The following is a 21,369-nucleotide window of genomic DNA, read 5'->3' as shown; positions in this document are numbered from 1 at the left end:
ATGACGGCGAACCGCGCACTGGAGGACATGCTGCGGCTCGCTGCACGCCTCGTGCCTGGCTTGCACGGCGTGGTGCGGGCACAACCCGAAGCGCCACCCGCTCATTCCGTGCAAGACCCGGTGTACGTATGCCCCGCACCGCGCGCGGAGGAGGGCAACCGCGCCGCGCTCGATGCCCTTTTCGCGTACTGGTCCCGGGCCTGGCCCGAGGCTGGGCGCGCCTACTGGGCGTCGCGCTGCTGGGGCATCCTGATCTGGCAGCCCGTGTATCTCAGCGTGATCGGCGTGCATGCCGCGCAGCGCGTGCTCTCGCTCGCCGCGCTCGCGCAACCTGTTTCCGAAGGCTGGACGCGCGAGGTACAGCTGCCCGATCATGCGCCCACCACAGGCGATACCGAAGGGCTGATCGCGCACGCCGCGCGCGAGATTGCCGCGTGCTGCGCCCAGATCTACGCCGACCTCACGCCCGTGATCCGCGTGAATCCCGCTGCGGCGCGCGGGACACAAGCCGACGTGGTGCTCGCCGCCCTGCTCGCGGCACGCAAGATGCGGCCCGAGTGGAGCGACGCGCAGGTGGACGCGCTCGGCCGCCAGTGGCTTGCCGCGCTCGATATCGAAGGCTGCGGCGGCTACTTCGCCTTTGCACGCAGCGACGGCTCGCACTCGCTCGCGCTCGAGCGCAAGACCTGCTGCTACCACTACCGCCGCCGCGACGGCGAAATGTGCAGCACGTGTCCGCGGCTCGCGAAGCACGAACGCATCGTGCGACTGAATGCCGAACGGGACGCCGCGCTCGAAGCATGAACAGGCCGGCGCCTGGCGTCCAACAGAAAGGAATCAATCGATGAACGACATCAGCAACCTGACGCATCTCGCCCCGCCGCCCGATGCGACAGCGGGCCCATTGCAACTGCCCGCCAGCGCCTATTTCGACGAGGCGCTATTCGAGCGCGAAATGGCGCGCATCTTTGCACAATCGTCGCTTTATGTGGGGCACGCGCAGTCAGTGCCGGAACCCGGCGACTGGCGCCACCTGCCGCAAGACGAAGGCGGCCGCATCCTGGTGCGCGATGCGTGTGGCGCCGAAGGCGTGCAGCTGCTCTCCAACGTATGCCGCCACCGGCAGGCATTGATGCTGGGAGGCCTGCCAGGCACGGGCAACGGCGGCGAAACCGTGAACGCCATACACGCGCGCGGCAATCTCACGGCGACGGGCGGCAACATTGTCTGCCCGCTGCACCGCTGGACCTACGACGCGCGCGGCGAGCTGATCGGTGCGCCCGAGTTCGAGCGCAAACCCTGCCGCAATCTCGAACGCTTCGCGCTACGCCATTGTCACGGACTCCTCTACGAAGGACCACGCGATCCGGCGCACGACATGGCCAGCGTATTCGCGCGGCCCGAGTTCGATTTTTCCGGCTATGTGCTCGACCACGTGGAAACGCACACCTGCAGCTACAACTGGAAGACCTTCATCGAGGTCTATCTGGAGGACTATCATGTCGCGCCGTTCCATCCCGGGCTCGGGCGCTTCGTGACCTGCGAAGACCTCGACTGGGAATTCGCCGATACGTACAGCATGCAGCGCGTAGGCGTGCACGCAGCGCTTGCGCAACCGGGCTCGGAGGTGTATCGCGCGTGGCACGACCGCTTGCTCGACTATCGCGGCGGCGAGGCGCCCGAGTTCGGCGCGATCTGGCTCGCGTATTTCCCGACCCAGATGATCGAGCTGTATCCGCACGTGCTCGTGGTCTCCACGCTCTATCCGAAGGGGCCGCAAGAAACGCTCAATGTGATCGAGTTCCACTACCCCGAGGAGATCGCGGCCTTCGAGCGCGAGTTCATCGAGGCCCAGCGCGCCGCGTATCTGGAGACGATGATCGAAGACGACGAGATTGCCGAGCGCATGGACGCGGGGCGCCTTCGCCTCGCCCGGCGCGGCGTGAGCGACGCCGGGCCGTATCAGTCGCCGCTCGAGGACGGCATGCGCCATTTCCATGCGTGGTACCGGCGCGCGCTCGCGGGGTCGGCGCTTTAATTCTGGCTTAAGCCTGCGCTCGCATAGTCCAAAATGACTCCCTCCGGGAGTTGCATGAGTCTTTCGTTTTGATTCGAGCGGTATCGATCGAAGGAGCCACGAAAATGCGATTACGTTCGTACCTGGCACTGGGCGCACTGGCGCTCGTCCCCGTGCTGGCGCTTGCCGGTAAGGCGAGCGCCCAAATGGATGCGCAGCACGCCGCGCAGCCGATGTTCGTCAACGTCAACGGCCAGGCGGTGCCGGTGAAGGCCGAAACCCATGTCGTCAACACGGTGGCAGGCCCGATGAAGGTCAGCACGTGGAGTTGGCACAGCCCGCATGGCGGCGCCAGCTTCGAGATGCAGACGAGCATGGGTGGCGCGCCGCCTGCGATCGCGCTGCGGCAGATGCAGGCCGCTCAGGCGCAAATGGTGGCAATGCAGCAGCAAATGATGGCCGTGCAACAGCAGATGATGGCGCTCCAGCACGCCGCGTTCGCAGGCGGGTTTGCCGTGCCGGCGCCGCAGCACGTGGTCTTCGCGGTGCCGTTGTGGGCGATGCCGGACCCTGTTGTGATCGTGGAACCGGCGCAGCGTGCCCCGGTTCCGGCCGTCGCGCCGGCGAATACGCCGGCACGATCGCCTGGGATCAAGGCGTAACAGGTTGAGGTTGCTCAACGGCTCGCCTGATGCGTGTTGTCTGTGAAGCCGCCGGCGCTTGCCGGCGGCTTTGTTTTTGGGCTGAGAAAACCTGACTCGGCTACGCCATACAGTGCAGAGCGCGTCGACCAACTCCGACCACGCATCACGAAGGCAAGCGCCCCCTCACGAATTCGCCTCGCCCTCCTCACGGCACAGCCATCCACGCGTGCGCCCCCCGGTTCCCACAGCCTCTTCCGCCACTTCGCGCCACCAGCGCTCGCCGCGATGTGGCGCCGCCAGGTCGAGCCGCTCGCCCATGCGCGGCGTCGCCAGCGACACACCACGCGTAAGCGCCAGTCCCGTCACGCGCTCGAACGGTTCTTGCCAGCGGTGCATCGCCAGATCGAAGGTGCCGTTGTGGATCGGCACGAGCCAGCGGCCGCGCAAGTCGAGGTGCGCCTGCACCGTCTCTTCGGGCTGCATATGCACATACGGCCACTGCGAGTCATAGGCGCCAGTCTCGATCAGCGTCACGTCGAACGGCCCAAGACGCTCGCCGATCTCGCGGAAGCCCTCGAAGTAGCCCGTATCGCCGCTGAAGAACACGCGTAGATCGCCATCGGCGATAACCCACGAGGCCCACAGCGTGCTGTTGCCGTCGAACAGACTGCGCCCCGAGAAGTGCTGCGCGGGCGTGGCCGTGAACGTCAGCCCCTCCACCTCAACGCTCTGCCACCAGTCGAGTTGGCGTATTTTCGCTGCGTCGACACCCCATTCGATCAGCCGGTCGCCCACGCCCAGCGGCGTGAGAAACACGCCCGTGGTGGCGGCGAGCGCGAGCACGGTCTCGCGGTCGAGGTGGTCGTAGTGATCGTGCGAGAGGATCACGCCGCGCAACGGCGGCAGGTTCTCGAGCGCGATGGGCGGTGCATGAAAGCGCTTCGGCCCCATGCGCTTGAACGGCGAAGCGCGCTCGCCGAACACTGGATCGGTGAGCCAGTACTCACCGCGCAGTTTCATAAGCAGCGTCGAATGGCCGAGCCGGTAGAGGCTGCGATCGGGCGCGGCTTCGAGGTCGGCACGGCTCAGCGCGTCGACGGGCAGCGCGCCCGCCGGCATCGTGCCCTGCGGCTTCCTGAACAGCACGTTCCAGGCGATGCTGAGGCCCTTCGCGAGCCCTTCCACCGGGCGCGGACGCACATTGCGAAAACGCGTGCCGTCGTGCTGCGGCGAGCCGCCCGACATGACGCGCGAGCGGCGCGCGGCGGCGAATCCGAGCATGCGGTCGAGAAAATCGGGGATCAATGCCATGGCGTCTTCCGGCAAGAAAAGTAGACTCTACAGTGTAGTTTATTTTGGATAAAAGTAAACTGTTCGGTGTAAAATTCTTGTATGGATCAGAACGCCTCCCCCCAACGCCTGACCGACCGCAAGCGCGCCGCCATTCTCGAGGCGGCCATCGAGGAATTTCTCGCCGCCGGCTACGACGCCACCAGCATGGACCGCATCGCCGCCCGCGCGAACGTCTCGAAGCGCACGGTCTATAACCACTTCCCGAGCAAGGAGGCGCTGTTTGCGGCCATCCTGCATCGGCTCTGGGACGCGAGCGCGGGCAGCGCGCCGCCCGCCTACCAGGCCGGGCAGCCGTTGCGCGAGCAATTGCTGGCGATCTTGCTGCGCAAGCTGCGCCTCATGACCGACGAGTCGTTTCTCGCGCTTGCGCGTGTGGCAATCGGGGCGGGCATTCACTCGCCCGAGCGCGCGCGGGACATGGTGGCGCGCCTCGGGCAGCGCGAAGAAGACGTGACCGTGTGGATCCGCGCCGCGGCCGCCGACGGCCGGCTGCACGTCGACGACCCGCTGTTCGCCGCGCAGCAGTTGCATGGGCTCGTCAAGGCGTTTGCGTTCTGGCCGCAAATCACGATGGGCCAGCCGCCGCTGGGCGAAGACGAGCAGCAGCAAGTCGCGCAAGCGGCCGCCGACATGTTTCTCGCGCGCTACGCGTAACGCGTGCTCAGCGCTGCGCTTCGCCGAGTTCCCGCGTTTGGCGACACAGCAGGCAGGCAGCGAGTAACGCATCGGTCCGACGAGCGATGCCGCAGCGAACCCAGGTCCGATGCAAGACTAAAACATAGGATCCGCACGATCCATGTTTCTCACAAAACATCTGCACTCCGAAATAACTGATTGGCGCTCTGACCCAATGAGCACGCGGCGTCGCTTTCGTGCATAACGATGGCGCGATCGTGCTATGCGAAGCCATCCCGAATCGGATCTCATCACTCGGGGCGATCTTGAAATGGCCGATCCCGCCATTTTCTTTATGCGGAACCGCGCCATTATCAAATGCGCATGGATTGACCCTTGACGCCCTTTCATGCGCAAACGAGACTTTGAGCGTTGTACTGCAATCAAGTGCTTGACAATGGAGACGACATGCAGGTATCGAAGGACGCAAAATTAAGCAGTGGACTCAAGCAGCGCCACGTGACAATGATGTCGATTGGCGGCGTGATCGGTGCGGGCTTGTTCGTGGGCTCGGGCCACGCCATCGCCGAAGCCGGCCCGGCGGCGCTGCTCGCCTATGTGTTCGCAGGCACGCTCGTCGTGCTCGTCATGCGCATGCTGGGCGAAATGGCGACGGCGCAGCCCGACAGCGGCTCGTTCTCCACCTATGCCGACCACGCCATCGGCCATTGGGCCGGATTCACGATCGGCTGGCTGTACTGGTGGTTCTGGGTGCTGGTGATTCCGATCGAGGCCACCGCCGCCGCCACGATCCTCAACACCTGGTTTCCCTCCATCGCGACCTGGGTCTATGCCCTCGGGATCACCTTCATCCTGACCGTCACGAACCTCCTCTCGGTCAAGAACTATGGCGAATTCGAGTTCTGGTTCGCGCTGATCAAGGTCGTCGCGATCGTCGTCTTTCTCTGCATCGGCGGCGCGGCCATCCTCGGCATCCTGCCGCATTCGGGCGTGTCGGGCGCGTCGCGCCTCGTGGGGTATGGCGGCTTCATGCCGAACGGGCTAGGCGCCGTCTTTGCCGCCATGCTCACCACGATGTTCTCTTTCATGGGCACGGAGATCGTCACCATTGCCGCTGCGGAGTCGCATAACCCGCGGCAGCAGATCGTGCGCGCCACCAACTCGGTCATCTGGCGCATTTCGCTGTTCTATTTCGGCTCGATCTTCATCGTCACGGCGATCGTGCCGTGGACCGATCCCGGCTTGACGTCGCAGGGCTCGTATCAGCGCGCCATGGAATTGATCGGCGTGCCGAACGCGAAGGCGATCATCGACGTCGTCGTGCTCCTGTCGGTCGCAAGCTGCCTGAACTCGGCCCTCTATACGGCCTCGCGCATGGTCTATTCGCTGTCCGTGCGGCACGATGCGCCCGCGCTGCTGCGCAAGACCGACAAGGCGGGCACGCCGCGCGCGGCCGTGCTCGCCTCTACTGCGTTCGGCTTCCTCACGGTGATCGCGAACTACCTGGTGCCTGAGCAAGTGTTCAGCTTCTTGCTGGCAACCTCGGGCGCCATCGCGCTGCTCGTCTATCTCGTCATCGCGGTCTCGCAGCTTCGGATGCGTGCAAAACTCGACATCGCCAAAGACGGCCTGCAGTTGAAGATGTGGTGCTTTCCGTGGCTGACGTGGGCGGTCATCGCGTTCATCTGCGTCGTGCTGACCGTGATGCTCGTGGGTCAGGACCACAGGATGGAGGTCGGCGCAACGGCCGCCCTCGCGCTCTGCGTGGTCGCGGCGTCGTGGTTGAACCGCCGCTATCGCCAGCGCCAGATGCACATGCAGCCTGCGCAAACGTCGGCGCGCATTCAATAAGGCTTATCCGGCTGCGAAAGCCAACCCTGCCAGCCCCGCCAGCAACCCGGCGGGGCTGGACAGCAGCGCCACAAGCCAGGACACTGGATACAGTCGGGCAAGCCCCCACGCGCACGTCCAGCGACACATCGAGGCCGCAACGATTCTGCGCGAAACCTGAGAATAGCGCTGCCTGGAACAGGAGATGAGAGGATGAACGAGCTTCCCGCCATTTTTCACGATCCGGGCGTCGAAGTCCTGCGCGCCGATCTCGCGCTCGCGCTGCGCGCGGCGGCGCATTATGGTCTGGGCGAGGGCGTCTGCAATCACTTCAGCGTGGCGCTTCCCGACGCGGATGGCCTGTTCCTGCTGAACCCGCGCGGCCTGATGTGGAGCGAGGCGGAGGGCGACGATATCGTGATCGTCGATGCGGCCGGCTCCGTGGTGGCCGGCCGGCACGAAGTGGAGCCAACGGCCATGTTCATCCACGCCGCGATTCATCGCATCGCGAAGAAAACCTGCGTGCTGCACACCCACATGCCGTATGCCACGGCGCTCACGCTCACCGAAGATTGCGGGCTCGACACCACGCTCTCGCAGAATGCCATGCGCTACCACGGCCGCGTCGCGCTGGACCGCGACTATAACGGCCTCGCGCTCGGCCCCGAGGAAGGCGAGCGCATCGCGCACGCGCTGGCTGGCAAGGACATCGGCTTCCTCGGCAATCACGGCGTCGTGGTGTGCGGCGAGCGCATCGACTATGCCTTCGACGATCTCTACTACCTCGAGCGCGCCTGTGCCTCGCAGGTGCTCGCACGCTCGACCGGGCGCGCGCTGCGGCCCGTGGCGACCGACCTCGCGCAAAAGGTCGCGAATCAGATGCAGAGCGAGCGATTGCAATCGGAGTTGTTCTTCGCTGCCTTGAGGAGAACCCTCCCCGCCGGCGCATAATCGAAGCTGCGGCCGGGCGCTCGATCTTTGCGCCCTGCTACGCGGCCGCCGCACCCTCGCCGTACGCCATTCGCACCAACTCGCGCCTGTTCGCCCCCGTTCACGCCATGCAGAAATCGCGCCCGCCCGCCGCCCATACGCGCAACGTGCTGCAGCACGTGAGCCCGCCGCCGTTCGTCGGCACGCTGCCCGTGCCGGTCTATTTCCGCACCGAGCACATGCCGTCACACGCGCGCTATCCGACGATGCGGCATCCGTGGGGCGAGTTCGTCTATTCGTTCAGCGGCATCACGGAAGTCACGACCGGCGATGAGTACTTTCTCGCGCCGCCGCATATGGGCCTGTGGATCGCGCCCGGCACCGAGCACATCGGCTTCAATCATGCGGAGACCGTGCACTGCTCGGTCTATATCAGCCGCGAACTGTGCACCGCGATGCCCGCGCAAACCTGCGCGATGATGGTCTCGCCGCTCGTGCGCGCGATGCTCGATCATCTGCGCGCGCTACCGCCCGCCGGACACGACGGCAGCGAGTCGCCTTCGCGCGCGCGCCTGCTGCGCGTGCTGGTGGACCTGCTCTCCACCTGCGCGACCACGGGCAGCTATCTGCCCCACGCGGACAACCCCGAGTTGAACGCCGTGCTCCAGGTCTTCCACGACAATCCCGCCGACAACCGCCCGCTCGCCGAACTGGCCGCCGCCTTCCATATGAGCGAGCGCACGCTGATCCGTCACGCGCAGCGCGAGCTGGGCATGTCGCTGACCGAGTGGCGCGCGCGCCTGCGTCTCGTGAGCGCGTTGCCGCTCCTGCAGGCCGGGCGCAGCGTGGAGTCGGTGGCGCTCGATCTCGGCTATGCGACTTCGTCGGCGTTCATCGCGATGTTCCGGCGCCTCACGGGCACGAGCCCGGGGAAGTTCGTGGCCCGCCCTGCAAATATTCAGGTATCCGGATGAAATTGCGCGCAAGGCGCGATTGAGGAATGAGTATTGAGGCAAGGCGCACGCCGCTCCTTGCACGGCGGCGCCCGATACGCTCAAGCGGCGCGCAATGCCTCCGAGGGCCGCATGCCGAACATGCGCCGATAATCCGTCGCGAACTGGCTCAAATGCCAGAAGCCCCACGCGGCGGCCACATCCTGCACCGAGCCGGCTGCGCGCCCGCACAGGTCGCGGCGCGCGCCGTTCAAGCGCAGCGCGCGCAGATAAGTCGCGGGCGCCATGCCGAGCACGTCCTGAAAGCAGTACTGCAACGTGCGGCGGCTCACGAGCAATTGCTCGCAAAGCTCGGGCACGCCCACGGGCCGGGAGCGATGCGCGAGCACGTAGTCGCGCGCCTGCGCGACGATCCAGCGCCGCCGCGAGGCTTGATCGACGCTCGCGTCCGCCTGGGCATCGTCGGCCGTGCATGCGTCGAACAGCGCCGCCAGCAGTTCGGCCTGCAGGTCGTTGCGCGCGAAGTCCGAAAGCGGCGCCAGCGCGTGAGTGGTGCCATCCGCATCGCTCAGGCGCTGCGCGAGCAGCGCGCACAGATGCGCGAGACGCCCCGCGCCCGCCTGCACGATGGGGGTATCGGGCAGCCGCGCGTCGAGCGGCATGCGTTCGACGGTCTGCGCATAGTGGCGCAGCACCTCGCCGCGCACCACCACGCCGTAGATCGAGAACTGCGCGGGGGTGACCAGTTCGAATTCCACGTTGCCGGGCCGCACGGCGAACGCCTGGGCGCCGAACGGCTGCGCGTCGATGCGCGCCTGCCGGTCGCGCGCGGCGGGAATGCCGAACCAGTACGCGTCGCCGCGCACCTCGCACGCCTGGCGCAGCGTGTGGCTCGTGGTCTCGCAGAAGACCTTCATGGTGTCGAGCGGAATCTCGGTGAGCGTGCCGACGAAGCGGCCCGCCGCGAGCTGGTCGTAGGTCTGCCGCCAGCCGACGAGATTGCGTGCCTGTTCATCGGCGTCGTGCGCGACGCTCACCACGGCGTGCCCCGCCGGCGCGTGCGCACCCTGCGCGCTCAGGCGCGTGTCTTCGGCCGTCTGCTCCAACGGCGTGGCCGTGTGATCCATGGGGTTCTGAACCATGGGGTGCCTCCTTGCGCAACCTGTCTGTCGAAACGATTCGCGCAGGAGATGCAATATCCGCGCCAGATCGTGCGGCCATGCGGGGATGGCTCGCGGCGCGCGCGGCGGCGCATTACGCGCTCCGCTTCAAGCGGCGGGTGCGCAACCGCGGCGCACTGCGCTCGCTTCGATGTTCAACAAATGCGCATTATCGGCGCAGCACCACATGCACACCAATGCGGTGCAACCATAGGTTGACGCACGATTGTGGCGCGAATGCGGGGCGCGAACAGGCACGCGCGGCGCAAGGATCGGGGTGCGTTACGCCATGGGGCGGGATTGCACCGCTCGCGACAGGCTTGCAACAGGCTCACGCAGGCGGGCCTAAACGGATTCGATCCGTTCCGCCTCATGCGCCCCGGGCAGGAGCGCGTCGCTGTCGTCCTTGAGGCCCACGCCGGTCAGCCCGAGCCGCCGCGCGTGCGTGAGCAGATAGTGCAGCTTGTGCGCGGCCCCCTCGTACGGCAGGCCCTCGGGCCGCACGTTCGAGATGCAGTTGCGCATTGCATCGTGGCAGCCCACCTTCGGCGCCCAGGTGAGGTACACGCCCAGGCTGTCGGGCGAGCTCAGGCCCGGCCGCTCGCCAATCAGCATCGCCACGAGCTTCGCGCCCAGCAATTCGCCGATCTCGTCGCCGAGCGCGACGCGTGCCTGGCGCGCCACCACCACGGGCCCGACACGCCAGCCGCGGCCCGCCGCGGCATCGGCGTCCAGACGCTCGCGCACGGCCTGCAACAGCGGCAAGGCCTGCTTCGCGGCGGCAAACGCCGAGAGTCCGTCGCCGACTACGAACACGATGTCGGGGCCCTCTTTGCCTTCATGGCCCGCTCGGCCCGCATCGGCCAACGCCGCGCGGCTCTCGTCCGAGAGCCGCCGCCCGAGATCGGGGCGCCGCAGGTAATGATCGCGGTCGGGCGCGGCGCTCGCCGCCCCGAGCGTCGCAAAGCCCGCGCCCTCCAGCTCGCGCCGCAGCGCCTCGGCGTCGAGCGGCTGATGCACGGCATCGCGCGCCTGCGCGTGCGAGAGATTGAACGCGAGCAGCGGCGCGGTCGGCAGGCCGTTGCCCGCGCGGCCCAGCGCGATGCGCGCATTCGTGAACGCCTTGAGGCCAGCCCATGGATTCTTTTCGACGGCGTCGCTCATGCGCTCACTCCCATCCATTCATGGGCGCCCGCGAGCAGCGGCACACGCGGCGAGGTGGGCAGCAGCGCGCCTTTCGCGTCGGCGATCTCCATCGTCTCCAGCCATTCCTCGAACTCGGGCGCGCGCCGCAGCCCGAGCAGATCGCGCACATAGAGCGCGTCGTGAAACGACGTGCTCTGGTAGTTGAGCATCACGTCGTCGGCGCCCGGAATGCCCATGATGAAGTTGATGCCCGCCGCGCCCAGCAGCGTGAGCAGCGTGTCCATGTCGTCCTGATCGGCTTCGGCATGGTTCGTGTAGCAGATATCGCAACCCATCGGCACGCCTAACAACTTGCCGCAGAAATGGTCTTCGAGCCCCGCCCGAATGATCTGCTTGCCGTCGTAGAGGTATTCCGGGCCGATGAAGCCCACCACCGTGTTCACGAGGAACGGCTCGAAGCGGCGCGCGACCGCATAGGCACGCACTTCACAGGTTTGCTGATCGACGCCGTAATGCGCGTTGGCCGAGAGCGCGCTGCCCTGCCCCGTCTCGAAGTACATGAGGTTGTTGCCCACGGTGCCGCGCTTGAGCGAAAGCGCCGCCTCGCGCGCCTCGCCGAGCAGCGCGAGCGAGATGCCGAAGCTCGCGTTGGCCTTTTCCGTGCCCGCGATCGACTGGAACACGAGGTCGACGGGCGCGCCCTTCTCCACGGCCGCGATCGTGTTGGTGACGTGCGTGAGCACGCACGATTGCGTCGGGACGCGGTAGCGCTCGCGAAAGCCGTCGATCATCGTCAGCAGCTTGACGATGGCGGAGAGGCTGTCGGTGGCCGGATTGATGCCGATCATCGCATCGCCGCAGCCGTACATGAGGCCGTCGAGCATCGAGGCGGCAATGCCCTTCACGTCGTCGGTGGGATGGTTCGGCTGCAGGCGCACCGACATGCGCCCGGGCAACCCCACCGTGTTGCGAAAACGCGTGACCACGGGGCGCTTCTTCGCTACCGCGATGAGGTCCTGGTTGCGCATGAGCTTCGAGACCGCCGCCGCCATCTCCGGCGTGATGCCCGGCCCCACGCGCTCGAGCGTTGCGCTGTCCGCCTCGGGCGAGAGCAGCCAGTTGCGGAAATCGCCCACCGTGAGATGCGAGATCGGCGCGAACGCCGCCGTGTCGTGCGTATCGACGATCAGGCGCGTAACTTCGTCCTCCTCATAAGGCACCAGGGCCTCGCTCAGGAAGGTCTTGAGCGGCACGTCGGCGAGCGCCATCTTCGCGGCGACGCGCTCCTCCTCGCTCGCCGCCGCCACGCCCGCGAGCTGGTCGCCGCTGCGCAGCGGGCTCGCCTTGGCGAGCAAGGTCTTGAGGTCCGCGAACCGGTACGTGCGCGGACCGATCGTCTCCGTATAGGACATGACTTCAGCTCCAGTCTTGCAATTTCCACCCGCTCATTCTTCGAGCAGCGCGCCTTGGGGTTCGATCGGCGCATCCGTCTCGAGGTCCGGCTGGGCGCTCGAAGCCGCGTCGCGCTGGGTGCGGGTGGCCAGGAAATAAGCATAGCCCACTGCGAGAAACAACACGAAGATCAGGGCCACGAGCGCGTTGTAATAGACCATGGTGGCGAGGCACACGACCGCGGCGGCGAGCGCGAAGGCCGGAAACAGCGGATAGAGCGGCGCGCGGAACGGCCGTTCCATATTGGGCCTCGTGCGGCGCAGCTTGAAGAGCGCCGCCATGCTGATGATGTACATGACGATGGCGCCGAACACCGACATCGTGACGATGTTCGCGGTGAGCGTCTGGCCGGCGAACTGGATCAGCTCGTCGCTGTAGATGGCCGCGATGCCGACCACACCGCCCGCGAGGATCGCGCGATAAGGCGTCTTGAAGCGCGGATGCACCTTGGCGAGCCAGGCGGGCAGATAGCCTTCGCGGGCCAGCGCGAAGATCTGGCGCGAGTAGCCGAGGATGATGCCGTGGAACGACGCGACGAGCCCGAACAGACCAAGCCACACGAGCATATGCATCCAGCCGCTGTGCTCGCCCACGATGTACTTCATGGCCTGCGGCAGCGGGTCGTTGATGTTGGCGAGCTTGGTCCAGTCACCCGCGCCGCCCGCGAACACCATCACGCCCACGGCAAGGACCACCAGCGTGAGAATGCCGGTCACGTAGGCAATCGGAATCGAGCGCTTGGGGTTCTTCGCTTCCTCGGCGGCCATGGCCACGCCTTCGATGGCGAGGAAGAACCAGATCGCGAACGGAATGGCCGCGAACATGCCGTGGAAGGCGCCCATCGAGAAGTGATCGTTGCCCGACCAGCCGCCCTTCAGAAAGTGCGCCCACGCAAAGCCCGGCGACACCACGCCCATGAACACGAGCAACTCGAAGATCGCGAACAGCGTGACCACGAGTTCGAAGGTCGCGGCAATCTGCACGCCCACGATATTGAGCGCCATGAACACGAGATACGCGCCCATGGCGGCGTGCTTGGGCTCGAGGCCGGGAAACTGCACGTGCAGATACGCGCCGATGGCCAGCGCGATGGCCGGCGGTGCGAACACGAATTCCACGAGCGTGGCCGCGCCGGCTAGATAGCCGCTGGCCGGGCCGAATGCGCGGCGCGCGTAGGCGAAGGGGCCGCCCGCGTGGGGAATCGAGGTGGTGAGCTCGGTGAAGCTGAAAATGAAGGTGGTGTACATCGCCGCCACGAACAGCGCCGTGACGACGAAGCCCAGCGTGCCGGCCGTCGCCCAGCCGTAGCTCCAGCCGAAGTACTCGCCGGAAATCACGAGCCCGACAGCAATGCCCCACAGCTGCCACGTGCCGAGCGTCTGCTTGAGCGCTGGCGCGGCGCCGTGGCCTTTCGAGTCTGCCTGCATGGTGTTTTCTCCTCCTGGATGGCCCGCGCGGACAGGGCCGCAGGGGATGTTGGAGACCATGCTAGAGAGTCATTAAACGACGTGTTATCGAAAATCGGCAATTGGGCGAGGCTTTCGTTTTGCCTACGCAGCATCGCCATTCAAACTCTCGGAATTATCTTATTTACGATAAATATCGCTTTCACCGAAGATTGGTCCGTCATCCCACATGCATCCGCAGGGCAATGGGAATAGCAGGCACCGTATTGGTGTGACGAAACGTTGGCAAAACCGCATCGAGCACAGGCTAACCACGACTGGAGGCGTTATGTTGCGGCGTTATCTATGCATCGGCGACGCGCCCGAAACTGGCGGAATGATCACGCCTCACCCAGGTCGGCCATACACAATTCGTGGATACCAGGCAGCGATCATAGGCGGCGAAGCATTTTGTGCAGCTTGCAAGACTACCGGCAAGATTACGAAGGCTGGTGGCCCGCGTCGCCACATTCATTGCGGCAATGAACTCGCGCTGGACGGCGACATCCTGTTATGCGGATGTCCCACACCACCGCGTATCCTTGCCACCAGGCAGAGCATTGCGTGGCATGAAGACATGGGGTACGGACGGGGGCAACGCGGTAGCGCGCAGGATATAGAGCCGATTCCGCTACTGTTGGTCTTCGATGAACAGGTCCAACCCGTCGGACACGGCGCAAGCACCGGATATCCGTACTTCATCGAAGCGTCCGACGGACAACAGTTTGCCGGACGCCTTGACGAAAGCGGAGCGCTGCCGCGCGTCAATACGGCATTGGAGGATAGCTACAAGGTCTATTGGGGCGAGGAAGCCCTGACTCATCAGGGATGGAAGTAATGCCGAACCAAACGACGATCGTCAAAACGAATCCGACGCGCGGTTCGATAAAGACAGTAGAGCTAAATGCTGTGACGTTTCAGCAGTTGTGGGACAACTATCCTTACGGAGATCCGTACGACAACTCGGCATATGCAAATCAATGCGCGATTCGCTTGAGTGTCACGCTTCACCGCGTCGGAATCGAGATGAAGTCATTTTCGGAAAAGTTGATAAAGCCGCAATCGGGTCAAAAGCAGATTGGACGGATCTTGCTAGAAGGAAAACCCACGGCGACGCGAGCCGATGAAATGGGAGAATGGTTGAAGTTGCAGCCGTTCGCTGGATTGCCAATGGCAGAAGATATCACTGGGCACGACTGGGAATCCAAAGTCAAAAGCCGAACGGGTATCATCCAGTTCTCCCGCTATTGGGCACGAGATGGCGAATCCCGTGAAAACGCCAGTGGCGGACATATTGATCTATGGAATGGCTCGCGCATGACGATTAGTGGATTTTGGGATGGCTTGGCGACTGTTGGCCGCTACATGGGTTTTCAGTCATTTCGACCAAGGGCTGCTGTGCTATCTCTCCTGAGCTATTCGGACCTTCGCGATGCAAAGTCCATCCTGTTTTGGGTAATCAAGTGAGGCGATCGGGCGTCGCGATGATTGGCCTATTTTATGGGCTGCTTCTTACGTGGGCATGCTTATACGTGTTCAGCCACATTAGTTGGCCGCATTATCCCCACAGACCGGTCGCCGGATGCCACGAGCTAGGCAAGTGCGCGATGCCATGGTGGGATGCGGTGCTCATACTCGCGTACCTATTGGGTCCTGCAGCCGCTATGGGCCTGATTAGCGCAATCGCGTGGCAACGATGGCCCGCTTTGAAATCGGTCAGGTGGCTTCTAGGCGCATCCTTCCTGACGGCTGGACTCTATGCCGCCGATTTCATCTCACAGGCATAGGGTAGATTGATCTGGGCAAGGACTTCGGTGCGCAGCCTGCCTTTGATTTTCCCTGCCTCACGAGACTGCATCCGTTCGATCCCTTAAGCTTTCCCTAAGTGTTTTCCCTGCACAATGCGCCGCAAGTCTGCCGCGCGTGCATTGCTGCGCGGTGTTTTTGCCGCCTTGAGCCGGCGCCGCGAACCTTGCCCACCTCGCGCGCCGCCGGCCCCGTATCGAGGAACGCACGTTGTCCCGCACGCTTTCCTGCTTGCCGCCCTTTGCGCGGCGTGTTGGCGCGTTGCCGCGCGCCGCGCTTTGCTCCGCCGTAGCGGCGGTCTTCCTGCTCTCGGCTTGCGCCGTCTATCATGCGCAGCCCTTGCCGTCGGGCGACACCTTGCTCACGCAAGACGACGTTTCGCGCGTGCAGATCGATCCCGCAAAGATGCCGCTGCCCGAGCTCGCCGCGCACCGCTTCGACCCCTCCGCCGGCTTCGACATGGAAGACGTCGCACTGCTCGCCGTCGCGAACAATCCCGATCTGAAGCTCGCGCGCGACGATCTCGGCATCGCTCAGGCGCAAGCGTTTTCGGCAGGACTGCTGCCCGATCCGCAAGTGAGCATCTCGAGCGACTACCCCGGCGCCGCCGGTTTTTCACGCGCGTTCAGCTACGGCCTGAGCATGGACGTGATGGCCATCATCACGCGCAGCGCGAACAAGCAATCCGCCGACGCCACGGTGCGCAAGACCGACCTCGGCCTGCTCTGGCAAGAGTGGCAGGTGGTGGCACAGGCGCGGCAGCTCTATGTGAAGGCGCGCTTCCAGGACGAGACGCTGCCGCTGCTCGCCCAACAGGCCGAACTCGCGCACACACGCTACGCACGCACCGCGCATGCGGCCAGCGAGCACAACGTGAGCGCCGACACCGCGACCGCCGCGCTCACGTCCTGGGAGGACGCGCGCAAGCAATACGCCGACATGCAGCACGCGCGCGAGCAGACGCGCCACGACCTGAACGCGTTGCTCGGCCTCGCGCCCGACGTGGATCTGCCGCTCAGCGGCGCGGCTATGGTCGAGCCGCCCGACGCGTCCACGCTCGACGCGGCCGTGGCGGCGCTACCGAAACGCCGCCCGGACCTGATCGCGCTGCAGGCCGGCTACGAGGCGCAGGAGCAGAAGTATCGCGCGGCCATCCTCAATCAGTTTCCGAGTCTCTCGGTGGGCTTCACGCGCCAGCGCGATACTTCGGAGATCTACACGAGCGGCTTCGCCATCAATCTCACGCTGCCCGTCTTCAACCGCAACCGCGGCAACATCGCCATCGAGCAGGCCACGCGTCAGCATCTCGCCGACGAATACCAGAACCGCCTGAACGCCGCCTACGCCGATATCGCCCACCTGCGCGCCGATAGCGCGATCGCCGCGCAGCAACTCGCGCAGGACGAGGCCGCACTACCCGAGCTCGACCGTGCGGCGGCGCACGCGCACGACGCCTACGCGACGCACGACATCACGCTTGGCCAATACGTCGATGCGCAAAGCGCAGCGCTCGCGCGCCGCGTCGATGCCGCCACCGGGCGCGAGGCGCTCGCCGAGCAACGCATCGCGCTGCAAGCGCTGCTCGGCAGCGCGATCCCCGATCCCTATGGCGATGCGCGTGCTGCGGCCAGCACCGCCGCGCCTGTCGCCTCCGGCGCCTCCACCGCTTTCGATAACGCACAAGACACCGCGCTTGCCCCGGCAAACGCCGCCACAAACGCCACCGTTACCCGCTGATGCCCATGCAAGAACGCACTTTCTCCCTGCGCGCCACCGCATCCATCCTGTGCGCCGTCGGCGCGCTCGCAGCGGGCGGCACACTTTTCCACGCGCGCATCGCTCACGCCGAGGCCGACGCCGCTGCCGAACCCGCGGCCTCGGTGGCCGTGCAGGTCGTGCCGGTCTCGCGCAAGCCCGTCTCCCAGCAGGTTGTGGCCTATGGCGTGGTGGGGGCAGCCGGTGCGAACGCCGTCACCGTGAGCCTGCCCTATGTCGCGCGCGTCACACGCGTGCTCGTGCAGCCGGGCCAGACGGTCGCGCGCGGCGCCCCGCTGTTCGTCGTGCAGGCCGATCCCGGCGCGGTGGTCGCGTTCACCCAGGCGCAAAGCGCAGCCACGCTCGCGCGCGGCGAGCTGGCCCGCACCCAGGCGCTCTATCGTGATGGACTCGCCACCCAATCACAGCTCGCTGCCGCGCAGAAAGCGCTCGACGATGCCCAGCAGGCGCTCGCAGCGCAGAACGCGTCGGGCATCGCGGCGGGGGCGAAGACCGTTGCCGCGCCCGTGGCCGGCGTGGTCTCGCAGATGAGCGCCGCGCCCGGCGACCAGGTGCAAGCGGGCACCGCGCTCGCACAACTTGTCGGCGCGAATGCCGCTGGCGCACACGCCGCGAATGTGGCACTGGGCGTCGAGCCCGCCGACGCGGCGACGATCCGCGCGGGCGACCGCGTCGTGCTCCATCCGCTCTCGGCCGCGCAGCAGTCGGTGCAGGCACAGGGCCAGGTGGCCATGGTGGGCGCCGCCGTCGACGCGCAGAGCCAGCTCGTGAATGTGGGCGCCAGCGTGCCGCTCGCAGGCACGGCGTTCCTGCCGGGCACCCGCGTGCGCGCCGAGATCGACACGCAAACGGGCACCTGGTGGGAAGTGCCGCGCGCCGCCGTCCTGCAGGACGCGCAGGGCCAATACGTGTACCAGGTGATGCCGGGCAACAAGGCGCACCGCGTGGCCGTGACCGTGAAGGTCGAGCACGGCGGCAGCTACGGCGTGGACGGCGCGCTCGACGCCGCGCGCGGGCTCGTCGTGAGCGGCAACTACGAACTGGAAGACGGCATGGCCGTGCGCCCAGCCAAAGCTGAGCAAGGCGGCGCACGATGACTTTTGGCCAATGGATGCAGCGCCACCGGCGCTCGCTGCTGTTCGTGATCGCGCTGGGCGCCATCGCGGGCGCGCTCACCGCCCTGCGCCTGCCGATCTCGCTCTTTCCGAACGTCTCGTTCCCGCGCGCCGTGGTGTCGCTCGACGCGGGCGACCGCCCCGCCGAGCAGATGGCGACGCTCGTCACCATGCCCGTGGAGGAAGCGCTGCGCCGCGTGCCCGGCGTGCGCGACGTGGAGTCGACCACCAGCCGGGGCTCCGCGCAAATCTCGCTGAACTTCGACTGGGGCACCGACATGGCGCAGGCGACGTTGCAGGCGCAGTCGGCCATCGGCGAGATCCTCGCGACGCTGCCGCCGGGCACCACCATGCAGGTGCGCCGCATGGACCCGACGGTCTTCCCGGTGCTTGCCTATAGCCTCACCTCGTCGCGGCTCTCGCTCGCGCAGCTCTACGATCTCGCGCAATTCCAGCTGCGCCCGATGCTCTCCTCCGTCGAGGGCGTAGCGCGCGTGGACATCACGGGCGGCGCGCGCGACGAACTCGAAGTGGCCGTCGACCCCGCGCGTCTCGCCGCTTACAAGCTCTCAGTGGCCGACGTTTCGCGTGCCATCGGCGCGGGCAACGTGCTGATGGCGACGGGCCGCATCGAGGACCACGACAAGCTCTATCTCGTGGTGGCCAACGCGCCCGTGAACGGCATCGACGCGTTGAAGAACGTGGTGGTATCCACGCCAGGGCCGAACCAGGTGAATCAGGTCCGGCTCGGCGATATCGCCACGGTCTCGCAGGGCACGGTGCCGCAGTGGATACGCGTCACGGCCGATGGCAAGGATGCCGTATTAATCAACGTCTACCAGCAGCCCGGCGCGAACAGCGTGGCGATGGCGAAGGCCATCCGCGCGCGGCTCGCGAGCTTCGGCAAGCAGATGCCCGCGGGCGTGCATCTCGCGAACTGGTACGACCAGAGCGAGCTGGTGGTCGCCTCGGCCACCAGCGTGCGCGACGCCATCATGATCGGCGTGGTGCTCGCCGCGCTCACGCTTTTCGTCTTCCTGCGCAACGTGAAGATCACGGTGATCGCCGTGGCGCTCGTGCCCGTCGTGATGGCCGCGACCATCCTCCTGCTCGACGTGTTCGGCATGGGCTTCAACATCATGACGCTCGGCGGCATGGCCGCCGCCGTGGGCCTCGTGATCGACGACGCCATCGTGATGATCGAGCACATCGCGCGGCGCATGCGTGAAGCCGGCGCAAACGCGTTCCATGGCCGCGTGATGAGCGCGGCGCTCGAATTCACGCGGCCGCTCGCGGGCTCCTCGGCGGCCACGCTCATCATCTTCGTGCCGCTCGCGTTTCTCTCGGGCGTGACGGGCGCGTTCTTCAAGGCGCTCTCCATCACCATGGCCAGTGCCCTGTTCATCTCGTTCCTCGTGACGTGGCTCGCCATTCCGATCCTGTGCGACCACTGGCTCACCGCGAAAGACGCTGAAGAGCACAGCGAAACGCGCTTCGCCGCGTGGCTCAACCGCCGCTATGCGCAGCTCGTCGCCACCGTGAGCGCGCGTCCCGTGTGGGTGCTCGCGCTCATCGTGCCGCTCGTCCTCCTCGCCGCGCTCGCCTTCACGCGCGTGGGCAGCGGCTTCATGCCATCGATGGACGAAGGCGGTTTCGTGCTCGACTACCACACGAAACCGGGCACCTCGATCACCGAAACCGACCGCCTCATGCAGCAGATCGAGGCGATCATCCGCGCCAATCCGAACGTGGCCACCTACTCGCGGCGCACCGGCGCGGGTCTCGGCGGCGACCTGAACGAGCCGAACAAGGGCGACTTCTTCGTGCGCCTGAAGTCGGGCAAGCGCGAGCCCATCGAGACGGTCATGGAGGAAATCCGTTCGCAGATCGAAACACAGGTGCCGGGCGTGAGCATCGAGCTCGCGCAGTTGATGGAGGACCTGATCGGCGACCTCACGGCCGTGCCGCAACCCGTGCAGATCAAGATCTATTCCGACGACCAGAACGTGCTCGACGGCACCGCCGAGCGCGTGGCCGCGCGCATCGGCAAGATCCCGGGCATCGTCGACATCGACGACGGCAGCAACCCGGCCGGCGACGCCATTGACCTGCACATCCGGCCCGACGCCGTGGCGGCCGAGGGCATGGATGCGCAGGCCGTCGCGCAGCAGGTGAACGACCTGCTCGACGGCAACGTGGCCACGCAGTACCAGGACGGGCCGAAGAGCATCGGCGTGCGCGTGCGCGCGCGAGGTGCGCTGCACATGACCGACACGGCGCTCGGCCAGTTGCCGATCCGCGCGCCCGACGGCCACGTGTTCGCCCTCTCGCGCGTGGCCGCGCGCGTGACGGTGAGCGGCCAGCCCGAAATCAGCCGCGACAACCTCAAGCGCATGGTGGCGGTCACGGCGCGCATCGACGGGCGCGACCTCGGCTCCACCATCGCCGATGTCCAGCGCGCGCTGGCCGACCCGAACCTGCTGCCGGCGGGCGTCTACTACGAACTGGGCGGCCTCTACCAGCAGCAGCAGATCGCCTTCAAGGGGCTCATTGCCGTGTTCGGCGCGGCGGTCGCGCTCGTGTTCGGCCTGCTGCTGTTTCTCTACGAGCGCTTTCGCGTGGCGCTCGCCGTGATGGCGATGCCCCTGCTCGCGACGGGCGCGGTCTTCATCGGCCTGTGGGTGACCGGCATCGAGCTGAACATCTCCGCGATGATGGGCATGACGATGATCGTCGGCATCGTGACCGAGGTGGCGATCTTCTACGTCTCCGAATTCCAGGGCCTCGTGCGCGACGAAGGCGTGCCGGTACCCGAGGCGCTGCTGGCCGCGGGCCGCAACCGGCTGCGCCCGATCGCGATGACGACCATCGCCGCGATACTCGCGCTCTTGCCGCTCGCGTTCGCGCTGGGCCAGGGGTCCGCGATGCAGCAGCCGCTCGCGGTGGCGATCATCTCGGGCCTGATCGTGCAGATGCCGCTCGTGCTGCTGGTGCTGCCGGTGCTGCTGCGCCTGTTGCTGGGCGCGGGCCAACCCGGGAAGCCCGACAAGCCTGGCGCGGCGTCGCGCGAACCGCATACGAAAGGCTGAAGCGCGAGGAGACGAGG

Annotated in this window: 17 protein-coding genes; 12 read left to right on the top strand and 5 right to left on the bottom strand. The window is 66.2% G+C overall.

What is annotated here, in order from left to right:
* From E1956_RS36530 to E1956_RS36520, 3 genes are all read left to right on the top strand, one after another.
* Window positions 1–804 carry a siderophore ferric iron reductase gene (locus E1956_RS36530; RefSeq protein WP_134758245.1) on the top strand — a complete coding sequence of 268 codons (804 nt, stop codon included), beginning with the start codon at window positions 1–3 and terminating at the stop codon, window positions 802–804.
* A gap of 40 nt (window positions 805–844) precedes the next feature.
* Window positions 845–2,038, top strand: a complete 1,194-nt coding sequence (locus E1956_RS36525) for an aromatic ring-hydroxylating oxygenase subunit alpha (protein ID WP_134758244.1) — start codon at window positions 845–847, stop codon at window positions 2,036–2,038.
* Window positions 2,039–2,142: 104 nt separating this feature from the next.
* Window positions 2,143–2,679: a hypothetical protein gene (locus E1956_RS36520; RefSeq protein WP_134758243.1), complete on the top strand. Its 537-nt coding sequence runs from the start codon at window positions 2,143–2,145 to the stop codon at window positions 2,677–2,679.
* Between the two features lie 165 nt (window positions 2,680–2,844).
* On the opposite strand, the gene E1956_RS36515 is transcribed toward E1956_RS36520, so the two are convergent.
* Entirely contained in the window at window positions 2,845–3,972 is a 1,128-nt protein-coding gene (locus E1956_RS36515; protein ID WP_134758242.1) for an MBL fold metallo-hydrolase, read from the bottom strand.
* An 81-nt stretch (window positions 3,973–4,053) separates the two neighbouring features.
* Here E1956_RS36515 and E1956_RS36510 point away from each other — a divergent pair, with 81 nt between their 5' ends.
* From E1956_RS36510 to E1956_RS36495, 4 genes are all read left to right on the top strand, one after another.
* Complete coding sequence (locus tag E1956_RS36510) at window positions 4,054–4,668, top strand: TetR/AcrR family transcriptional regulator (RefSeq protein ID WP_134758241.1); 615 nt, start codon at window positions 4,054–4,056, stop codon at window positions 4,666–4,668.
* A 429-nt stretch (window positions 4,669–5,097) separates the two neighbouring features.
* Complete coding sequence (gene gabP / locus E1956_RS36505; protein ID WP_134758240.1) at window positions 5,098–6,501, top strand: GABA permease; 1,404 nt, start codon at window positions 5,098–5,100, stop codon at window positions 6,499–6,501.
* Window positions 6,502–6,693: 192 nt separating this feature from the next.
* On the top strand, window positions 6,694–7,431 hold the full coding sequence (locus E1956_RS36500) for an aldolase (RefSeq protein ID WP_134758239.1): 738 nt from the start codon (window positions 6,694–6,696) through the stop codon (window positions 7,429–7,431).
* A 107-nt stretch (window positions 7,432–7,538) separates the two neighbouring features.
* Window positions 7,539–8,384, top strand: coding sequence for an AraC family transcriptional regulator (locus E1956_RS36495; protein ID WP_134758238.1), 846 nt, complete (start codon window positions 7,539–7,541; stop codon window positions 8,382–8,384).
* 80 nt (window positions 8,385–8,464) lie between these two features.
* On the opposite strand, the gene E1956_RS36490 is transcribed toward E1956_RS36495, so the two are convergent.
* The 4 genes from E1956_RS36490 to eat form a co-directional block, all read right to left on the bottom strand.
* On the bottom strand, window positions 8,465–9,490 hold the full coding sequence (locus E1956_RS36490) for a helix-turn-helix domain-containing protein (RefSeq protein WP_134759555.1): 1,026 nt from the start codon (window positions 9,488–9,490) through the stop codon (window positions 8,465–8,467).
* 378 nt (window positions 9,491–9,868) lie between these two features.
* On the bottom strand, window positions 9,869–10,687 hold the full coding sequence (gene eutC / locus E1956_RS36485) for an ethanolamine ammonia-lyase subunit EutC (protein WP_134758237.1): 819 nt from the start codon (window positions 10,685–10,687) through the stop codon (window positions 9,869–9,871).
* Window positions 10,684–12,081 carry an ethanolamine ammonia-lyase subunit EutB gene (locus E1956_RS36480; RefSeq protein ID WP_134758236.1) on the bottom strand — a complete coding sequence of 466 codons (1,398 nt, stop codon included), beginning with the start codon at window positions 12,079–12,081 and terminating at the stop codon, window positions 10,684–10,686. The genes eutC and E1956_RS36480 overlap by 4 nt, the downstream gene beginning before the upstream one ends.
* A gap of 33 nt (window positions 12,082–12,114) precedes the next feature.
* The gene (eat, locus tag E1956_RS36475) at window positions 12,115–13,548 is read right to left on the bottom strand and encodes an ethanolamine permease (protein WP_134758235.1); all 1,434 of its coding nucleotides are present in this window, start codon (window positions 13,546–13,548) and stop codon (window positions 12,115–12,117) included.
* 307 nt (window positions 13,549–13,855) lie between these two features.
* Here eat and E1956_RS36470 point away from each other — a divergent pair, with 307 nt between their 5' ends.
* The 5 genes from E1956_RS36470 to E1956_RS36450 all read left to right on the top strand — a co-directional run bounded on the left by E1956_RS36470 (window position 13,856) and on the right by E1956_RS36450 (window position 21,352).
* Window positions 13,856–14,404 carry a PAAR domain-containing protein gene (locus E1956_RS36470; RefSeq protein ID WP_167760245.1) on the top strand — a complete coding sequence of 183 codons (549 nt, stop codon included), beginning with the start codon at window positions 13,856–13,858 and terminating at the stop codon, window positions 14,402–14,404.
* Window positions 14,404–15,033, top strand: coding sequence for a type VI secretion system amidase effector protein Tae4 (locus E1956_RS36465; RefSeq protein ID WP_134758233.1), 630 nt, complete (start codon window positions 14,404–14,406; stop codon window positions 15,031–15,033). Before E1956_RS36470 ends, E1956_RS36465 begins: the two co-directional genes overlap by 1 nt.
* A gap of 549 nt (window positions 15,034–15,582) precedes the next feature.
* Window positions 15,583–17,109: a TolC family protein gene (locus tag E1956_RS36460; protein ID WP_335930039.1), complete on the top strand. Its 1,527-nt coding sequence runs from the start codon at window positions 15,583–15,585 to the stop codon at window positions 17,107–17,109.
* A 5-nt stretch (window positions 17,110–17,114) separates the two neighbouring features.
* Window positions 17,115–18,245, top strand: a complete 1,131-nt coding sequence (locus E1956_RS36455; protein ID WP_167760244.1) for an efflux RND transporter periplasmic adaptor subunit — start codon at window positions 17,115–17,117, stop codon at window positions 18,243–18,245.
* Window positions 18,242–21,352 (top strand): efflux RND transporter permease subunit, encoded by a 3,111-nt coding sequence (locus E1956_RS36450; protein WP_134758231.1) that lies wholly within the window; start codon window positions 18,242–18,244, stop codon window positions 21,350–21,352. Before E1956_RS36455 ends, E1956_RS36450 begins: the two co-directional genes overlap by 4 nt.
* Window positions 21,353–21,369: the final 17 nt, after the last annotated feature.

Source organism: Paraburkholderia pallida, assembly GCF_004524855.1.
Taxonomy (GTDB): Bacteria; Pseudomonadota; Gammaproteobacteria; order Burkholderiales; family Burkholderiaceae; genus Paraburkholderia; species Paraburkholderia oxyphila.
The sequence above is the reverse complement of the archived record's forward strand: the minus strand, read 5'-3'. Positions and strand labels throughout refer to the sequence as shown.

Excerpts from the sequence above, each read along its gene's own strand:
- E1956_RS36530 (WP_134758245.1), top strand. The coding sequence starts at position 1 with ATGACGGCGAACCGCGCACTGGAGGACATGCTGCGGCTCGCTGCACGC.
- E1956_RS36525 (WP_134758244.1), top strand. The coding sequence starts at position 845 with ATGAACGACATCAGCAACCTGACGCATCTCGCCCCGCCGCCCGATGCG.
- E1956_RS36520 (WP_134758243.1), top strand. The coding sequence starts at position 2,143 with ATGCGATTACGTTCGTACCTGGCACTGGGCGCACTGGCGCTCGTCCCC.
- E1956_RS36515 (WP_134758242.1), bottom strand. The coding sequence starts at position 3,972 with ATGGCATTGATCCCCGATTTTCTCGACCGCATGCTCGGATTCGCCGCC.
- E1956_RS36510 (WP_134758241.1), top strand. The coding sequence starts at position 4,054 with ATGGATCAGAACGCCTCCCCCCAACGCCTGACCGACCGCAAGCGCGCC.
- gabP (WP_134758240.1), top strand. The coding sequence starts at position 5,098 with ATGCAGGTATCGAAGGACGCAAAATTAAGCAGTGGACTCAAGCAGCGC.
- E1956_RS36500 (WP_134758239.1), top strand. The coding sequence starts at position 6,694 with ATGAACGAGCTTCCCGCCATTTTTCACGATCCGGGCGTCGAAGTCCTG.
- E1956_RS36495 (WP_134758238.1), top strand. The coding sequence starts at position 7,539 with ATGCAGAAATCGCGCCCGCCCGCCGCCCATACGCGCAACGTGCTGCAG.
- E1956_RS36490 (WP_134759555.1), bottom strand. The coding sequence starts at position 9,490 with ATGGATCACACGGCCACGCCGTTGGAGCAGACGGCCGAAGACACGCGC.
- eutC (WP_134758237.1), bottom strand. The coding sequence starts at position 10,687 with ATGAGCGACGCCGTCGAAAAGAATCCATGGGCTGGCCTCAAGGCGTTC.
- E1956_RS36480 (WP_134758236.1), bottom strand. The coding sequence starts at position 12,081 with ATGTCCTATACGGAGACGATCGGTCCGCGCACGTACCGGTTCGCGGAC.
- eat (WP_134758235.1), bottom strand. The coding sequence starts at position 13,548 with ATGCAGGCAGACTCGAAAGGCCACGGCGCCGCGCCAGCGCTCAAGCAG.
- E1956_RS36470 (WP_167760245.1), top strand. The coding sequence starts at position 13,856 with ATGTTGCGGCGTTATCTATGCATCGGCGACGCGCCCGAAACTGGCGGA.
- E1956_RS36465 (WP_134758233.1), top strand. The coding sequence starts at position 14,404 with ATGCCGAACCAAACGACGATCGTCAAAACGAATCCGACGCGCGGTTCG.
- E1956_RS36455 (WP_167760244.1), top strand. The coding sequence starts at position 17,115 with ATGCAAGAACGCACTTTCTCCCTGCGCGCCACCGCATCCATCCTGTGC.
- E1956_RS36450 (WP_134758231.1), top strand. The coding sequence starts at position 18,242 with ATGACTTTTGGCCAATGGATGCAGCGCCACCGGCGCTCGCTGCTGTTC.